Below are 18988 nucleotides of genomic sequence, written 5' to 3'. Positions count from 1 at the left end.
AATGCGGATCGACATGCCACCATTCCCTCAATCTCTCATTTTTTATTTTACCACAAGGAAATAAAATTATTATATTGCTAAACTAATAACCAAATTATAAATTCAAATCACCTAACATCTATGTTCTAATTCAATGAACAGATGAATTCATGAACCAATAACCAAATATTAACTATGGATTTTTTACAAAACAATTTACTTTACTGTATTCCGGCATTGGGCCTTATCGGGATTATTGTGATGATGTTTAAAAGCGCCTGGGTAAACAAGCAGGATGCTGGCGACAAGAACATGCAGGAACTTGCCGGCTATATTGCCGATGGCGCCATGGCCTTTTTAAAAGCCGAATGGAGAGTATTGAGTATTTTCGTAATCTTTACTGCTGCCCTTTTAGCCTATTCGGGTACCATTACCGAAATTAATGGTGTACCGATGCATTCCAGCTGGATTATCGCAATTGCCTTTATTATTGGAGCCTTTTTCTCTGCATTCGCTGGATTTATTGGCATGAAAGCCGCAACAAAGGCAAACGTGCGGACCACTCAGGCAGCCAGAACCAGTTTAAAACAAGCATTAAAAGTAAGTTTTACCGGCGGTACCGTTATGGGACTTGGTGTTGCTGGTTTGGCAGTGCTAGGTTTAGGTGGATTATTTATTGTTTTTTTACAGATATTCCATGTAATTACACCAAATAGTGTGGAAATGCGTACGGCTATCGAGGTATTGACAGGTTTCTCTTTAGGCGCAGAATCCATAGCACTATTTGCTCGTGTGGGGGGAGGCATTTACACCAAAGCTGCAGATGTTGGTGCAGATTTGGTAGGAAAAGTAGAAGCAGGTATTCCTGAAGATGACGTTCGCAACCCTGCAACCATTGCAGATAACGTGGGCGATAATGTTGGTGATGTAGCCGGTATGGGTGCCGATTTATTTGGTTCTTATGTGGCTACCATTTTAGCAACAATGGTTTTAGGACAAGAAATCGTCGTTGAAAAATTAAACGGAATATATACTGATGGATTAGGCGGTTTCTCTCCAGTTTTATTACCGATGGTAATCTGTGGTTTGGGAATTATCTTTTCTATCGTAGGCACCTGGTTTGTTCGTATTAAGGGTGAAGACTCTAACGTTCAAACTGCACTGAATTTAGGAAATTGGAGTTCGATCATTTTAACCGCAATAGCTTCTTATTTTATCGTAAAAACAATGTTGCCTGCTACTTTACATTTAAGAGGTGTCAATTTTACAAGTATGGATGTTTTTTATGCCATTCTTGTTGGTTTGGTTGTAGGTACATTAATGAGCATCATAACTGAGTATTATACAGCGATGGGTAAAGGCCCAGTAAATTCAATCATCCAGCAGTCCGGTACCGGGCATGCAACCAATATTATTGGCGGTTTATCTGTTGGTATGAAATCTACGGTTGCACCCATTTTGGTCTTAGCTGGCGGAATTATTTGTTCCTATTCATTTGCAGGTTTATATGGTGTCGCAATTGCGGCAGCCGGAATGATGGCCACAACGGCTATGCAATTGGCTATTGATGCATTTGGTCCAATTGCAGATAACGCAGGTGGTATTGCAGAAATGAGCCAATTACCTCCAGAAGTTCGTGAACGTACTGATAATTTGGATGCTGTAGGTAACACAACCGCAGCAACTGGAAAAGGATTTGCGATTGCATCTGCAGCCTTAACATCATTGGCTTTGTTCGCGGCCTTTGTTGGTGTGGCAGGTATTAGTGCAATTGATATTTATAAGGCACCGGTATTGGCAGGTTTATTTGTCGGAGCAATGATTCCTTTTATATTTTCGGCATTATGTATTGCCGCAGTTGGTAAAGCGGCCATGGATATGGTTCAAGAGGTTCGCCGCCAGTTTCGCGATATTCCTGGAATTATGGAATATAAGGCAAAACCAGAATATGAAAAATGCGTAGCAATTTCTACCAAAGCGTCTATTCGCGAGATGATGTTACCAGGAGCGATTGCCCTATTGGTTCCCATTATTGTTGGTTTCGGTTTTAAAGGTGTTTTCCCTGCCGTTAGCTCTGCAGAAATTTTAGGAGGATTATTAGCAGGCGTTACGGTTTCTGGAGTGTTAATGGGAATTTTTCAATCCAATGCTGGTGGCGCATGGGATAACGCCAAAAAATCTTTTGAAAAGGGCGTTATGATCAATGGTGAAATGCATTATAAAAAATCAGAACCGCATAAAGCTTCAGTAACTGGAGATACTGTTGGAGATCCTTTTAAAGATACTTCCGGCCCTTCAATGAACATTTTGATTAAATTAATGTCGATTGTTTCACTAGTTATCGCTCCGTATATCGCAGTTAAGGCAGTTGTAGGAGAACATCAGCAAGAAGTTCGTAAAGAAATTAGAATTGAACAAAAAATAGACAGTTTGGGCAACAAAATTATCGACACTTTAAAGAATACAACAGATACTTTAACAAATTAGTTGTAAAAACATAGATATAATAACGGCAAAAGGGATTTTTTAACCAAAATCCCTTTTACTTTTCCGTAATTTTTATTTAGGTTTGGAACTGAATTAATCTAAACAAAAACTATAATATGGGTTTATTTACTAAAAAGCCAATGCATCTGTTGCTTGAAGAAGCAGGAGATTCTGCCAAAGGCTTAAAGCGTACACTTAGTGCGGGAGCATTAGTCGCATTAGGTGTTGGAGCTATCATTGGTGCCGGGCTATTTGTGCGTACTGCCGCAGCGGCCGCTCAAAATGCTGGTCCATCTGTTACAATCGGTTTTATAATTGCTGCTATTGGCTGTGCCCTTGCAGGATTATGTTATGCTGAGTTATCATCTTCTATTCCAATTTCAGGTAGTGCCTATACCTATACCTATGCAACCATGGGTGAGTTAATGGCTTGGGTAATTGGATGGGATTTAGTTTTGGAATACGCTGTTGGCGCCGCAACTGTTGGTATTGCATGGAGCGAATACTTGAACAAACTTCTTGTTGAAGTTTTACATATGTCGCCCATACCGTATGAATGGTGCCACTCACCGTTTCAGTCACATCCGGATGGAACCGTTAATGGAATTATGAATCTTCCTGCCTTATTTATAGTAGGCATACTAAGTTTGCTTTTAATTAAAGGTACTTCAGAGTCAGCTTTTGTAAATGGCGTTATCGTAATAACAAAGGTAGCTATCGTAGTATTGATTATAGTATTAGGATGGGGCTTTATTCACGAGGCTAATCATCATCCATACATTCCACCAGCTACAACTTATGTGGATCACGCTGGAATTAGCCATAGTTTTGGTGGTTTCTGGGGTGTTATCGGTGCTGCAGGAACGGTTTTCTTTGCTTTTATTGGTTTTGATGCGGTGAGTACTGCAGCTCAGGAAACCAAAAATCCTAAAACAGCAATGCCAATCGGTATCTTAGGTTCATTGGCCGTTTGTACAATTTTGTATATCCTTTTTGCCCACGTTTTAACAGGTATCGCTCCAGTTGAGTTTTTCAGAACTAAAGGTGGCGAAGCTTCTGTTGTAGCTGCAATTAGCGAATATATGACGGGTTATGGATGGTTGGCTAAACTGGTTACTGTTGCAATTCTAGCTGGTTTTTCTTCAGTTATTTTAGTAATGCTTTTAGGCCAAAGTCGTGTGTTTTATTCAATGAGTAAAGATGGTTTATTGCCAAAAATGTTCAGCGATTTACATCCAAAATTTAAAACTCCTTACAAAGCCAACTTAGTAATTTTAGTTATTGTAGGTTTGTTCGCAGCCTTTATTCCAGGAGATGTTGTTGGAGATATGACCAGTATTGGTACATTATTTGCCTTTATGCTGGTATGTATTGCGGTGATCATTTTAAGAAAGACAGATCCAGATCTTCCTCGTCAATTCAGAACTCCATGGGTACCTTTAATTCCAATTCTTGGAGTTTTAGCATGCGGTTTAATGATTCTTGGATTAGGTTGGACCAACTGGTTAAGACTATTCGGGTGGTTAGCACTTGGTTTTATCATTTACTTCGGGTACAGTGCAAAACATTCTGTTTTACGCACCACCGGAAAAACAGTAATCCCACAAGATCCGCCAAAACCAGATATACTAGATTAATATTTACAAAATATCATAAAGCCTCGACCAAAAATCGAGGCTTTTTTTATAAGCAATAATTTCGCTATGAATTTAATTGCTCTACATTTGTATATAATCTCGTCTCTATGAAATTCAATTTAAGTCAGATTCTGTCGACCACCATGGTACTTTTCGCCATAATTGATATTTTAGGTGCCATTCCCGTTGTAATCGAGTTACGCAGAAAGGCAGGCCACATCGAGTCTGAAAAGGCATCTTTGGTGGCTACAGGCTTAATGATTTTATTTCTTTTTTTAGGAGAATCTCTACTAAAGGTAATTGGGCTTGATGTAGAATCTTTTGCCATTGCAGGTTCATTTGTAATCTTTTTTATTGCAATGGAAATGGTTTTGGGTCTAACCATTTTTAAAGAAGAAGCGCCAGAAACCGTATCAATAGTTCCTCTTGCCTTTCCATTAATTGCAGGCGCCGGCACCATGACGACTCTTTTATCATTAAAAACAGAGTACGACACGCAGAACATCCTTGTGGGCATCTTATTGAATATGCTTTTTGTTTATTTCGTTTTGAAAAACACCAACAGGCTGGAAAAACTCTTTGGTAAATCAGGATTAAATATATTGCGTAAGGCCTTTGGCGTAATCTTACTGGCAATTGCAATTAAGCTCTTTAGAAACAATACCGGACTTTAATGCCCCACGAAACTTTACATTAGCCCTTGGCTTTTACCCTTTCGCTTTAGTCTTTAGCTTTACTCTTTCTTATATTGTAACAAAAATTGAGTATATTTATCTAAACATAAAGCTTATATCATGAATGGCTTTGAAGAATATACACTGATTATTGGAGCTGTTGCAGTTTTAATTGAGGCAGTAAAATACATTAAGAAGAACCTAAAATCTTGGTTCGAACATACTTAGGCTTTTTAGCCTACAAATACCTTAATGCCAAAAATTTAATCTTGCTTTTTGATTAACCTCGCTACAAACATGGTGTCTGCATTATTTTCATAACCTTTAATCAACTCCATCTTTTCTAATGTTAAAGGTAATGTATCAAGTATATGCTGCACAACATCTTCATTCTCTTGCGCAAAGGCAGAACAGGTAATATAAATTAGGGGCTTTCCGGGCTTTAAATATTTAACCACATTCTGAACAATGCCTTTTTGAATATTTGAAAAATAACTGATTTTACGTTCCTCAAAAAAACTTAACAGCTCGGGGGTTCTCCCCCACGTACCTGAGCCTGTACAGGGCGCATCTAAAATAATCCCATCAAAAGCATAATGATGGAGAATCTGATCATTGTTTTGCAAAAGATCCAACTCCTTTTTGTGGTATTTCTTTATCCCTGCCAAACGAAAACGTTCATCAAGGTTAACCAATACACTTTCGCGAAGATCAGAAACCAATAACTCGATAACAGGCTCTAAACTATGCAATAGTAATGTTTTTCCACCTGATGCAGCGCAACAATCCCACCATTTATCCCACTTATTGGGCAAAAAGTACGTTCCGGTGTGTTGTGAGGATAAATCCTGAACCTGATAAGATCCTTCTTTTAAAATGGTTTCTAACTTTGTGCCATTTGGCAAAGCCAATGCAGTTGCATTAATTTGCTTTACAGCAATGTTTTGATTCTTTAAGGTAGAAACAATTTCCTCTATAGCTTCTTCCCCAACGCGGATAAATAGATCCGGTTGTTTAAAAAATGAGGTGTAAAAATCAGTCTTATTGATTACTTCTGACAAATGAGAATGGAAAGGAAATACTGCTTCTAAATCGAAATCGGGATATTTTATTTCAATTAGTTTTAGTTTATCTTCTAGCGGTAAGGTAACATGCTCAATAAAATCGGGCAGATTTTTTTCTACTACCGGACTTAAATTTTCCTGGCAAAGAAAATCAGCAATACTTAATCGTTCTTCAACTGTGTGGTTAAATAAAGCTTTACCCAGCCTAAAAAAGCTGTAAATGTGCCTTGTTGCCCATCTCCTATCAGATGAGCCCATTTGTTTATTCTGTTTGAAATATGCAGGCAGAAAACGATGCAGGGGCAAACTGCCATCGTAACGATTTAAAATTTGTTCAAAAGCTTTTAGCTGATGCTCTACTCTCATATTTCAGATTAAAAGAAATAAATCAATTCATTATTCGATCATGTTAAGTGCGTAGTTTTTGTAACGCAACAACATTAGGCTGGTGTTAATATAGCCCAATTTTTCATCATGAATGAAAGAAAAATTATTCTGTAGGCCTTTATATTTTTCTTTTGTAATGTATTCTAAATAATCCTCTCCATAGGTAGAAAGAAGCTTACCAAAATAGTAACCTACATCAAAGCCCTTAAAAGCAAATTCTCCTGGTTCGAAACCATATTTAGCCCGATATTTTTTGATAAACGATATCACTGCCGAATTTTTATAATCAACTTTGTACGATGAGCTCACTACCGTATTTAAACCCTGCAGCTTATCTGTTGGATAATTTTGTTTAACCCAGTTTGGGTGACCGAACAAATTAATAGAATATCCTCCCGTTGGAAGGTTCTTAAGCTTGTAAAGTTTCTCTATAGTCGGCAAAACAAAAGCCCGATCTGATGAAGCAACCACAACAACATATTGCTTGCCTTTTATCATCTTCGTTTCAAATGTATAAGCCGAGGCATATTCCTGAACGACGAATTTTATATTTTTTTGGGCCAGAAAGTAATTTCTAATTGGCGCAGCAAATTGCTCGTCTTCAGTTTTCTTCGGATTGATTAAAACAATGATGGTATTTGTTGGGCTGTAAGTCTTTGCGATATAAGTGGCAATTTTTTTGCCATGCAGTTCGATGTTATTGACAACAGAAATCAGGTTTGGATTGTCGAAATCCGAAGGATGAGAAGCTGCCAAAGGCGAAACGACAATGGCATTATTGAGCTTAGAATAGTTGGAGATGTATTTAACACCTTCAGGAAAAACCGGACCAACAATTAAATTGCTTTTTCTAAACCGATCATTGTTGTACAATGCGCCTATATGAGCATTATCATCTTGCGTATCGAAAACGTTAAGCTTAAAATTTAATCCCGATGCGGCAACAGAATCCAAGCCCAGTTTAAAGCCCTGATAGAAATCAATTGGCATGGCATACTTTTCAATATCAGTTTTTGTAGCAGTTTTTAAGTTGATTTCGTTCAGCTTAAATGGAACAAGTAGGGATATATTTGCTTGGGTAAACTTTTTAAGCTGTTTTTTTTCTACTGGTTTTTCTTTTTCAACTGGCTTTTCCGCTTCTTTTTTAACAGTTCTAACTTTTGGCGAACAAGCAGCCAAAACCAGACCCAATAAAAAGAATAACCAAAATCTATTTTTAAAACGCATAACCAGATGTTTTAACAAAAATATGCTAGTAAAGTTTATTTACCTCACTAGCATATTTTGTTTATTTTTTAAATTGAGAACCTTAAGGCAAATCGGCCATTAATTATTCCCATTCTATTGTTGCGGGTGGTTTTGAACTAATATCATACACAACTCTATTAATCCCTTTTACCTTATTGATAATCTCGTTTGAAATTTTCGCCAAAACATCATAAGGTAAGTGGCACCAGTCAGCTGTCATACCGTCAACTGATTCGACAGCACGTAAGCAGATTACGTTTTCATAAGTACGTTCATCGCCCATTACCCCAACAGATTGAACTGGCAAAAAGATTGCCCCTGCCTGCCAAACCTTATCGTATAAACCTGCATTTTTTAATTCATTGATGTAAATAGAATCTGCATGTTGCAAAATTTCAACTTTCTCCGCCGTTACATCACCTAAAATTCTGATCGCTAAACCTGGCCCTGGGAAAGGATGGCGACCTAAAATCACATCGTCAATGCCTAAGGCTTTACCCACTCTTCTCACTTCATCTTTAAACAAAGTATTTAACGGTTCAACCACTTTTAGCTTCATAAAATCTGGCAAACCGCCAACATTATGATGCGATTTAATGGTAGCCGATGGTCCGTTAACCGAAATAGACTCAATTACATCAGGATAAATTGTGCCCTGACCCAACCAGTTTACACCAGTAACCTCATGTGCGGCATCATCAAAAACCTCTATAAAAACACGGCCGATGGCTTTTCGTTTTAATTCTGGATCTTTTAATCCAGCCAGCTGACTTAAAAAGCGATCTTTAGCATCAATACCTTTAATATTTAAACCCATGTGTTTGTATTGCTCAAGCACTTGGTTGTATTCATCTTTGCGCAATAGGCCATTATCAACAAAAATACAATGAAGATTTGTACCGATTGCTTTATGCAAAAGAACCGCAGCCACACTACTGTCAACACCGCCAGATAATCCCAAAACAACTTTATCATCACCTAATTTTGCTTTTAATTCGGCAATTGTAGTTTCGATAAACGATGCTGAAGTCCAGTCTTGGCTACATCCACAAATATCAACCAGGAAATTTTCTAATAGAACTTTTCCATCGATACTGTGCGTAACCTCTGGGTGAAACTGAATCGCATAAGTATCAGAATCCTTTATGTGATAAGCTGCAACTTTTACACTTTCTGTACTTGCAATTAATTCTGCATTTTCGGGCATATCGGTAATGGTATCACCATGACTCATCCAAACCTGAGAATCGATATTGATTCCTTTAAAAAGTTTGTTCTCTTGATTTACAAAATTTAAGTTAGCACGACCGTATTCGCGTGTTGAAGAGGCTTGAACCTGACCGCCAGATTGCTGTGCAATATACTGTGCACCGTAGCAAACGGCTAATAATGGGTATTTTAAATGATATTGAGTTAAATCAATCTGAGGAGCATCATCCTGGCGAACAGAATATGGACTACCAGAAAAGATAATTCCTTTTACATCTGAAGTAATCTCAGGAAGATTGTTGAATGGATATATTTCACAGTAAATATTTAATTCGCGTACTCTACGGGCAATGAGTTGTGTAAATTGCGAACCAAAATCGACGATAATGATTTTTTCTTGCATCCGCAAAGATAGAGAAAAAAAGGAATTGTTAAATTGTTTTATTGCCTATTTGTTATCCTTTAAGCACTAAATTTTCAGCGTTAAATTTTCATTATGTCATTCAACAATCAACACTTAATCTATTCAAACAATTAACCAATTTAACAGTTAACCAATTCAACTACGATTCAATCAATTTAACCTCTACACCAAACTTTCTTAAAAAATCCACGCCTTCATCGCTAGGCAAACCTTTATAAGCTGCATAAGATTTTGAATAATAAACCAGTTTAATTCCAGATGATAAAATTAGTCTTGCACAGGCTATACAAGGCGATAAAGTAGTGTAAAGGGTACAGCCTTCTATCTTTGAACCATTTTTTGATGCGTATAAAATTGCATTTTCTTCTGCATGAAGTGCCAATGAGCAACTTCCTTTACTATCTCTCGCACAACCATGCTCTGGCCATTCTTCATCACAATTATGTGTTCCTGCAGGCGGGCCATTATATCCGATAGAAATAATTCTGGTATCCTTGGTTAAAACGGCACCTACATGCGCACGGACACAGTGTGAACGAGCAGCTAAATCGGTGGCAAGATTCATAAAAATTGTGTCGAAACTTGGTTTATCTGTCATGTAAAAAATCAAAAAAGCCACAGAAAGATGAATCAATCTGTGGCCGTAAAATTAGTTTATAAAAATTAATGTCCGCCAGCAATTTTTTGGTCGAAGTTAATTCCTTGCGATTTTAATATTCCGCTTACTTTCCAAGCATAAAATGCCAAATAAGCAAAACAGATAATGCCCACTACATAACTATATTGTATTCCTGTAAATTCAGAAACAGCGCCCTGCAACCAGCTGATGATACCACCACCCATAATCATCATAATTAGGAAACTACTACCTTGACTGGTGTGTTTACCCAATCCGCTTACTGCTAGGGTAAATATACAAGGCCATAATGTACTACAGAATAAACCCACACTTGTAATGGCATAAACACTCACCATACCTGTAGTAAACATTCCGATTAACAACGCGGTAATACCTATTGCAGAAAAAATCAAAAGCATTCTTGCAGGGTTACCTTTACTGGCCATATCTGCTACGATTAAAACCAATATAATTAGTCCATAAACATAAAATGGAGCAAGATCATGTTTGGCAATTGCGTTTACAGCTAAGAAAATTCCAAAAGCCAAATATGGCGCAATGAATCTTAATATTTTTTGTGTACTAACATTATCGGTAAAAGCCTCAACCGCACCCGTCCAACGACCAATCATCATACTTGCCCAATACAAGGAAATGTAAGGCGCAATATCTTTAATGGCAAAACCCAGATCTTTTTCCATGTAAGCAGGTAAATTACTTGCGGTAGAAACCTCAACACCAACGTAAACAAAAATAGCAATCATCCCCAATACCAATTGTGGGTATTTCAATGCAGAACCTTTTTGGCTAATGTCATCAATTTTTGCTTCAACCAAGGCTGGTCTATCTGGAAGAGAAGATAATTTTAAGAAAACAGCTACGGCAATAAATGCAACACCTAAAATTAAATAAGGAATTTTTACACTTTCAATACTGATATCTGTTGTTGCATTGGCTGCAGAACCGAAAATGGCAAAACTTACAACCAATGGCCCTATTGTTGTACCAAAATTGTTAATCCCACCGGCTAAAGTTAAACGTTGCGAACCGGTTCTAATTGGCCCTAAAGCAATAGCTAAGGGATTTGCTACCGTTTGTTGTAAAGAAAAACCTAAGGCTACAATAAATAAGCCTGAAAGCATTAATGGAAACGAGTGCAAATTAGCTGCCGGGTAAAAAAGCAATGTACCTAAGGCAGAAATTACTAAACCAAGCGCCAAAGAGTTTTTATACCCAAGTTTGTTAACGATATCTTGTTTAATTACAACAGATATTCCATTATAAATTAATGCACCAACGGTATAAGCAATGTAAAAGGCTAAGGAAACCAACTGGCTCTCTGCTTGAGATAAATCAAATGCCTTTCTAAATACAGGAATTAAAATATCATTACTGGCGGCTACAAAGCCCCAAAAAAAGAATACGGTAACTAAGGGAATAAATTGCCCCCACTTGGTCTGTGCTTGTTCTGAACTCATTTTTAAATTTAGTTTTAGTGGGGCTAAACATAATTAAAAAAAAATTAAAAAAGGGTAACTTTTATGCAACTAATGCAACAAAAAAAAATGTTAGATGTTTAGCTTTAAAATTGCATATTCGCATATTATAAACAATACAATGAATGTTTGAAGCCATATTATTAGGTATTGGGGCAGGAATTATTTCGTCGTTTTTAACAGGTCCGGTATTTTTTGCAATGATAAAAACCAGTATAGAAAAAGGCTTTAAAGCTGGTTTTTCTTTAGCTATTGGTGTAATTATTAGCGATGTAATCCTAATTGCCTTAGTCCTGTTCGGTAGTCAGTTTTTTGATTACAAAGCCAGCTTCGATAAGTACGTTGGTATTATTGGAGGGGTCTTTTTACTAGCGGTAGGGATTTATTATCTGGTTTCTAAAATCTCCATCCACTACAAAAGCAACACGCTTCAAAAAGTAAGTAAAAGGGGTTATCTAATCAAAGGTTTTTTAATGTGCATCCTTACCCCATCAACCTTAATGTTCTGGATTATTGTAAGCGGAATCATCTCCGTTAAACTCAATAATATGCTGAACGAAAAACTCGTTTGCTTCTTTATTGCAATGGCCACCCAGCTTAGTATCGATGGCGCAAAAAGTTATTATTCTAGTAAACTTCGGTACAAGATTAAAGAAGATGCACTACGAAAACTCAACAAAATCGCAGGCGTAATCATTATTTTCTTTGCATTTTGGCTAATTGCTAAAACTTATCTCAAATTTTACGCTTAATCTCCTCAACAGCTCAATTCAAATTGAGGCGATTCACAACCTGAGGTTTTGAAATATAAAGGTTAAATTATACTGTTTAATCCGCGGAAATCTTCTTTATCAGCGGGAAATAATTAATGAAAAAAAAGCCGTAGCGAGACGCTACGACTAGATAAAGCAAAGAAAAATTAAAAACTATGAGGGGCACTCCCCTCCTTATTTTCAAGGAGGGGTTGGGGATGGTTATCAATAATTCTCCTTATATAAAGAGCCCAATGATAAAAAAATCCGCGGAAATCTTCTTTATCTGCGGAAATATTGAGGCAGAAAAACAAGCTGTAACGAGTCGCTAAGACTAGATGAGGGTTAAATTATACTGTTTAATCCGCGGAAATCTTCTTTATCTGTGGGAAACAATTAATGAAAAAAAGTCGTAACGAGACGCTACGACTGGATAAAGCAAAGAAAAATTAAAAACTATGAGGGGCACTCCCCTCCTTATTTTCAAGGAGGGGCCGGGGGTGGTTATTAAATCTACAAAACCTTCTTTTTCCTAGTAAATAATGAAGCAAAAAAAAAGTCGTAGCGAGATGCTACGACTGGATAAAGCAAAGAAAAATTAAAAACTATGAGGGGCACTCCCCTCCTTATTTTCAAGGAGGGGCCGGGGGTGGTTATTAAATCTACAAAACCTTCTTTTTCCTAGTAAATAATGAAGCAAAAAAAAAGTCGTAGCGAGATGCTACGACTAGATAATAATAAGATATATTTAAGAGATTTATTGTTTAATAAGCCCTTTGATTATTTCCTTCTTTCCAGTTAACGAAAGCCTTATTTACAACCTTATTGCCACCTGGAGTTGGATAGTTTCCAGAGAAATACCAATCGCCTTTGTTTTTCGGACAAGCGCTGTGCAGGTTCTCTAAACTTTGATAAATAACTTCCACCTCAGCTACAGTTCCCTTTGGCGTGATAATCTGTGCAATTTTAGCCGAAATTTCTTCCGGACTAAATGGCTTATAAATCTCCTTAACGTGATTTATAATGTCTTCCTTCGGAAGCAATAACGAAGCTTTACATTTTGTATAAACATCTTCTATTACCTGCCACATGCCACGTTCTGTTAACAATTGAATCGCAGCATCGAAAGCCACAAACTGGCCCATTCTGCTCATATCGATTCCGTAACAATCTGGATAACGGATTTGAGGCGCAGAAGAAACAATAATAATTTTCTTTGGGTGCAAACGATCTACAATTTTAATGATACTTTGCTTTAACGTAGTACCACGAACAATTGAATCATCCAAAGCAACCAAAGTATCCTGGTGATTTTTGATAATTCCGTAAGTCGTATCATAAACATGCGCCACCATTTCGCCTCGATCGGCATCTTGAGTGATGAACGTACGAAGCTTAACATCCTTAACGGCAAGTTTTTCTACCCTAGGCGTCATCGATAAAAGCTCATCAAGTTCAACATCGCTCAGTTGTTCCTTTTTATTTAATAGAACATCTTTCTGATGGTTTCGAACGTATTGGTTTACACCATCAACCATACCAAAGAAGGCAACTTCTGCGGTGTTCGGAATAAACGAAAATACCGTGTTTTTTAAATCATGACCAACGGCCTTTAAAACCTGATCACAAAGTAAGCGGCCCAATTGTTTACGTTCCTGATATATCTCTACATCACTTCCTTTAGAGAAATAAATGCGTTCAAACGAGCATGATAACCTTTCGGTAGGTTCACGGAACTGCTCCATGCTTACCTCACCATTTTTCTTGATAATTAAGGCATGTCCCGGATCAATTTCCTTAACATCCTTAAACTGAATATTAAATGCGGTTTGAAGTGCCGGTCTTTCTGAAGCGGCTACAACAATTTCATCATCATAATAATAATATGCCGGACGAATTCCTGCTGGATCTCGCATAATAAACGAATCCCCATTTCCAACCATGCCACAGATCGAATAACCACCATCCCAAGTTTTTGCCGAACGGCGTAGAATATTGGCGATGTTTAAGTTGTCAGATATTTTATGGGTGATGGAAACATTATCGTGTCCATCTTTTTTATAAGCATCAAAAAGCTCTTGATTTTCATCATCTAAAAAGTGTCCGATTTTTTCAAGAACGGTAACCGTATCGGCTTTCTCTTTTGGATGTTGACCCAACTCGTACAATTGCTCTAATAACTCATCAACATTAGTCATGTTAAAGTTACCCGCAATAACGAGGTTACGCGTCATCCAGTTGTTTTGTCTTAAAAAAGGATGGCAGTTTTCGATGCTATTTTTACCATGCGTACCATAACGCAAATGGCCCATTAACACCTCGCCAATAAAGCTTACGTTGTTTTTGAGCCACTCTGTATCCTGCATCAGTTCAGGTGTATTTTCTTGAATATCTACGAACTTGTTCTGGACGTATTCAAAGATATCTGCTACCGCATTCGAAGCCATGCTTCGGTATCGACTAATGTACCTACTGCCGGGTTTCATATCCAATTTAATAGTTGCAATACCAGCGCCATCTTGGCCCCGGTTGTGCTGTTTTTCCATTAAAAGGTATAATTTGTTAAGGCCGTAAAGTGCTGTACCGTACTTTTGCTGGTAGTAAGAAAGTGGTTTTAACAGGCGAATAAAAGCGATTCCGCATTCGTGTTTTATCTGATCACTCATTGTGTGGGTTATGAAGCCGCAAAGTTATCCTTTTAAACAGTTACAACCTAAACAAAAGTGTTTTCTTTTGTCACAATGAGGTTAATTTGAGCTTAGATATACACCATGTAAAGTTAGATTTACAAATGTTAAATTTATCTAGATTTAGTCTAAATAGTTTTGTTAAGAAATGTTAAATTCTCATATTTGCGCCTTTAATCAGAATAAGCTAAATTGAAAAAACTTTACATTTCCTTATTATTAGTTTTTGTTTGTATGGCCGGGATGGCGCAAACACAAAACGTGGTCACCGGAAAAGTGATCGACCCACAAAACAAGCCACTTGAGCTTGTTAACATTAAGATTGTTGAAACCAATCAGTACGCCATTACAAACAAAGAGGGCGTATTCAGAGTTAATGGCTCTGAGGTTAACAACATTTTAACCTTAGAATTTACGTATATCGGTTTCCAGAGATTAAGAATCCCAGTTACAGTTAAAGCAGGTGAAACCAATTTAGGAAACATTGCTTTGAAAGTGCTCGATCTAAGTTTAGAGAATATCGAGATTAATGCCAAACGGAATTACACTGGGCAAACTAACTCTTCGTTGGTTATTAATCGTGATTTAATTGAGCAAACACCTGCGTTGAGTGTAAATGATTTATTAAATCAGATTCCAAATAGAAAAATCCAACCACCATCTTTACAAAATGTTCAAAACATAAACCTGAGAGCTGCCTATGCTCCAACAACTGATGGAAAAGGAAGCTTTGAGTTAAACAATGCTTTTGGTATTGCAATTATTATGGATGGGAATACATTGAGTAATAATGCCAATATGCAAAGTTTTAATCCTGGGAGAATTGGTGGCATGGGGACTTCATTTATTACAAGCGGGTCAACTTATGGAATTAGAGGAACAGGAGATAACAGAGGCAATTATACAGGCGACTATACATTTGGTGGCACAGATCTAAGGCAAATCCCTGCCGACAATATAGAAAGTATTGAAGTTATAGCTGGTGTAGCACCTGCAAAATATGGCGATTTAACTGATGGTGCAATTATTATTGAACGCCAAGCGGGTAAATCTCCAGCCTATGTGAGAATGCAGTTACGCGATAACGCAACTTCGTATGGTTTCTCTAAAGGTTTTGAAATCAGTCCTAAATTCGGCTCAGTAAATGTTGGTATTAACTATGTCAATTCCTTTCAGGATAATCGCGACAAATTAAAGGCTTACCGAAGAATTAATACCAATGCTATGTGGACTAACTCTTTTGGAAAAGACAATCGGTTAAAAAACACATTCAGTGTAGATTATGGCAGAAACCTAGATGGTATCAAATATGATCCTGATGATGAAAAAAGTACAAGAACAAAATTTGACAGCTGGAATTTTAGTGTTGCAAACAGAAGTAACTATCGTTTTAATAGTGGTTTCTTAAAAAATGTCGGTTTAAATTTAAGATATTCTGAAGGACATCAGGTTAGCTATAAAGAAGAATTAGTAAATGATGCATATGTATTATATAGTACAGCAACAACTACCGGAATAACTGAAGGATATTATGATTCTGGCGTTTATACTGCAAAATCATTAATAGATGGCCGTCCGATTACTGCTTCAGCCAATTTGGATTTTACTGGGGGATTTGCTACAGGAAGTTTAGTACATAACTTATCTTTTGGTACCAGCTTTAGCTATAGTGCAAACAAAGGTCTAGGGCAAACAATTGATCCGAATGAGCCACGAGGCACAGTTAGGGTAGTTGGTACTTCTTTAGGCGCAAAAAGTTCGGAGCGTTACTATGATTTTCGCTTAGCTCTAGCCCAAAAAGATTTAGGCCTTTATATTGAAGATCTTTTTACAGCAACCGTATTAGGCAAACCACTGAGTGTTAGAGCAGGTATGCGATCAGATATACAAAATGGCTACGCGTCTTTCTCTCCAAGAACAAACATAAATTATGAGGTTAGTAAAAACTTAAGATTTGGGGTTGCATATGGTTTATCTTATAAATCGCCAGGACTGGCACAACGCTATCCAGGACCAACATTTTACGAAATCCCTTTACTTAATGCCTACAATGGCAAAGTAAATGAAAGTACTTATTTAGTTTATGTGGAAAGATATGAGCCGAGCAGTGTGGGCTTAAAACCTTCCAAAAGTGAAAGCATTGAATTATCAGCCCAAATTAAAATTGATAAATTTAATCTCTCGGTAACTGCGTTTAACAAAAAATCAAGAAATGGGATTTCGACTACTCAAAACTTACAAAGTATAGAATTACCAACTTATTCTGCAACAATTAATCCCGGAGCAAAACCTACAGTTACACAAACAGGAATTCGACCATACGCTATAAACTACTATAACTTTGCGAATGATCTTTTTTCCGATAATCAGGGATTTGAAGTGATATTAAATACTCCAGAAATAAAAGAGATTAAAACATCATTTAATGCAAGTGGTGGTCTTTTTAGAACTGCTTACAAATCCACATCAAATACTTTAACTAGTAAAGTTCCAAATACCATTCCTACAGATCCAAATTATGCATTTATTGGAGTTTACGAACCCGAGAATACCAAAGCATATTTCAGTAATGGAAGAATCACTAGTGTTACGCATATTCCAAAATTAAGTTTAGTTGTTTCGTTTATAGCAGAATTCGATATTTTAAATAAGAATATCACTCCAGCTAGTTCGCAAATTCCAATTGGTTATTACAATAGACTTAATCAATATATTCCAATTACGAATTTCGATAAAGCCAATACTTCTTATGGTCACCTTTATAAAACACCTGAAGAACTATCTGAAAAAGATTTGCCACGGATTATTTCAAACTATCATTTGAGCATTGCCAAAGAAATCAAAAAACGTTTTAAGTTTGCCTTTAATGTTTACAATGTGTTTAACCATAGTCCATATTATATTACATCAACAGGATCATACACATTTCCAAATAGTAGCCCAACATTCGGTGCAGAATTATCTATAAAACTTTAAGATATGAGAAAATTATTATATACCTTATTATTCGTTACGAGTGCTTTAACAGCATGTAAAAAATTTCAAGGAGATATTCCTGAAATTCACCCTGTAAGATATCAAATAGTTACTTCGTATGCGTCAGATAATTTAGGTAAAGTTTTGCCTAAAGCTCGAATAGAAATTACAATTACAAATACCAAAACTAATTTAAGTCAAAAATACTTAACGAAAAGTGATGGAACATTCAGCCTTGATTCAATTTCTCCTGGAGTTTATGATATATCTGCAAGTATTAAAATTTCGGCTACAGATTACACTGCTTTAACAGGTGAAACAGTTACGAAAGAGGTTGTTTTTAATGCTTCAGAGAAAGCAAAGACTATTACCATTCAGGATAATCAAATTACTGCGCTTAAACTTATATCTGGTACAACTGGCCCTTGGGTAATTAAGCAAATTTATTATGCAGGATCAAATACAACAACAGGCGCATCTTTTAGAGATCAGTTCATCGAAATATACAACAACACTGATTCTATTTTATATGCAGATAGTTTGTACATAGCAGAAGCGATCGGTCTTCAAAATTTCACGGCAACTAATGTTTATAGACAAAGTAACAGTCAATACGATTGGAGCAAGTCTCAAGGTATGCCGTCAGATATTGATGCAAATAATGGTTACGTTTACACAAGGGCGCTACTAATGATTCCGGGAACAGGCAAACAATATCCTGTTAAAGCAGGCGAAAGTATCGTATTAGCTCAAACAGCAATAAATCACAAATCACCATTTACTGGTACTGATGGCAAAACAATTACCGTTAGAGATCCATCATTAACAGTAGACCTAAGTGGAGCAGATTTTGAAGCCTATTACGCTCCTTTTTTACCAAAACCGTTAGCTTCTGATATAGATAACCCTAGTGTGCCAAATGTCGAGGTACTAGCTTATAATGGAACAGATTTGATTTTAGATAACCCAGGACGAATGGGATATGTAATATTTAAAAATAAAGGAACTGTCGATGTGAAAAAATTGCCTCAATATGCATTTCCCACTACTGCACCTCCATCAGCAAGTTCTGAAAAGTACTATCAAATTCCAATTAGTTTTATTATTGATGGTGTCGAAACTCAACCAAATACTGCAAGTGCACGAGTTCCTAAAAAACTGGGAGCATCTTTAGATGCTTTGTACACATATGCTCCAAATGGAGCGTATTCTTCTCAATCTGTAATCAGAAAAACTGAAACAACTATAAATGGGCGTAAAGTTTTAAAGGACACGAATAACTCTGCAGAAGATTTTGACTTTTTACCCCTTGCAATTCCTAGAGGCTTTAAATAATTTATATTAAGCCA

General features: G+C 36.8%; 12 protein-coding genes. 6 read left to right on the top strand and 6 right to left on the bottom strand.

Features of this window, described 5'->3' with window-relative positions; translation table 11 throughout:
- Window positions 1-174 precede the first annotated feature (174 nt).
- The 3 genes from DF947_RS17420 to DF947_RS17410 all read left to right on the top strand — a co-directional run bounded on the left by DF947_RS17420 (window position 175) and on the right by DF947_RS17410 (window position 4777).
- On the top strand, window positions 175-2466 hold the full coding sequence (locus DF947_RS17420; RefSeq protein ID WP_109931323.1) for a sodium-translocating pyrophosphatase: 2292 nt from the start codon (window positions 175-177) through the stop codon (window positions 2464-2466).
- Window positions 2467-2582: 116 nt separating this feature from the next.
- Complete coding sequence (locus tag DF947_RS17415; RefSeq protein ID WP_109931322.1) at window positions 2583-4103, top strand: amino acid permease; 1521 nt, start codon at window positions 2583-2585, stop codon at window positions 4101-4103.
- A 107-nt stretch (window positions 4104-4210) separates the two neighbouring features.
- Complete coding sequence (locus DF947_RS17410) at window positions 4211-4777, top strand: MarC family protein (protein WP_109931321.1); 567 nt, start codon at window positions 4211-4213, stop codon at window positions 4775-4777.
- Window positions 4778-5040: 263 nt separating this feature from the next.
- Here the strand turns inward: DF947_RS17410 and DF947_RS17405 are convergent, their stop codons facing one another.
- The 5 genes from DF947_RS17405 to DF947_RS17385 all read right to left on the bottom strand — a co-directional run bounded on the left by DF947_RS17405 (window position 5041) and on the right by DF947_RS17385 (window position 11206).
- Window positions 5041-6207 carry an RsmB/NOP family class I SAM-dependent RNA methyltransferase gene (locus DF947_RS17405; protein WP_109931320.1) on the bottom strand — a complete coding sequence of 389 codons (1167 nt, stop codon included), beginning with the start codon at window positions 6205-6207 and terminating at the stop codon, window positions 5041-5043.
- A gap of 30 nt (window positions 6208-6237) precedes the next feature.
- Entirely contained in the window at window positions 6238-7455 is a 1218-nt protein-coding gene (locus tag DF947_RS17400; protein ID WP_109931319.1) for an ABC transporter substrate-binding protein, read from the bottom strand.
- A gap of 103 nt (window positions 7456-7558) precedes the next feature.
- The gene (gene guaA, locus DF947_RS17395) at window positions 7559-9088 is read right to left on the bottom strand and encodes a glutamine-hydrolyzing GMP synthase (protein ID WP_109931318.1); all 1530 of its coding nucleotides are present in this window, start codon (window positions 9086-9088) and stop codon (window positions 7559-7561) included.
- A 160-nt stretch (window positions 9089-9248) separates the two neighbouring features.
- Complete coding sequence (locus DF947_RS17390; protein WP_109931317.1) at window positions 9249-9707, bottom strand: deoxycytidylate deaminase; 459 nt, start codon at window positions 9705-9707, stop codon at window positions 9249-9251.
- A gap of 65 nt (window positions 9708-9772) precedes the next feature.
- Complete coding sequence (locus DF947_RS17385) at window positions 9773-11206, bottom strand: MFS transporter (RefSeq protein ID WP_109931316.1); 1434 nt, start codon at window positions 11204-11206, stop codon at window positions 9773-9775.
- A gap of 143 nt (window positions 11207-11349) precedes the next feature.
- Between DF947_RS17385 and DF947_RS17380 the strand changes: the two genes are divergently transcribed.
- Window positions 11350-11976 (top strand): LysE family translocator, encoded by a 627-nt coding sequence (locus tag DF947_RS17380; RefSeq protein WP_109931315.1) that lies wholly within the window; start codon window positions 11350-11352, stop codon window positions 11974-11976.
- A 764-nt stretch (window positions 11977-12740) separates the two neighbouring features.
- On the opposite strand, the gene DF947_RS17375 is transcribed toward DF947_RS17380, so the two are convergent.
- Entirely contained in the window at window positions 12741-14642 is a 1902-nt protein-coding gene (locus DF947_RS17375; protein ID WP_109931314.1) for an amidophosphoribosyltransferase, read from the bottom strand.
- A gap of 213 nt (window positions 14643-14855) precedes the next feature.
- Between DF947_RS17375 and DF947_RS17370 the strand changes: the two genes are divergently transcribed.
- Together DF947_RS17370 and DF947_RS17365 are read left to right on the top strand one after the other, a co-directional pair.
- Window positions 14856-17639 carry a TonB-dependent receptor domain-containing protein gene (locus DF947_RS17370; protein WP_146202936.1) on the top strand — a complete coding sequence of 928 codons (2784 nt, stop codon included), beginning with the start codon at window positions 14856-14858 and terminating at the stop codon, window positions 17637-17639.
- A gap of 3 nt (window positions 17640-17642) precedes the next feature.
- On the top strand, window positions 17643-18974 hold the full coding sequence (locus tag DF947_RS17365; protein WP_109931312.1) for a DUF4876 domain-containing protein: 1332 nt from the start codon (window positions 17643-17645) through the stop codon (window positions 18972-18974).
- Window positions 18975-18988: the final 14 nt, after the last annotated feature.

It is taken from the genome of Pedobacter paludis (genome assembly GCF_003173575.1).
Classification (GTDB): Bacteria; Bacteroidota; Bacteroidia; order Sphingobacteriales; family Sphingobacteriaceae; genus Pedobacter; species Pedobacter paludis.
This window is presented reverse-complemented; position numbering and strand designations above follow the sequence as displayed.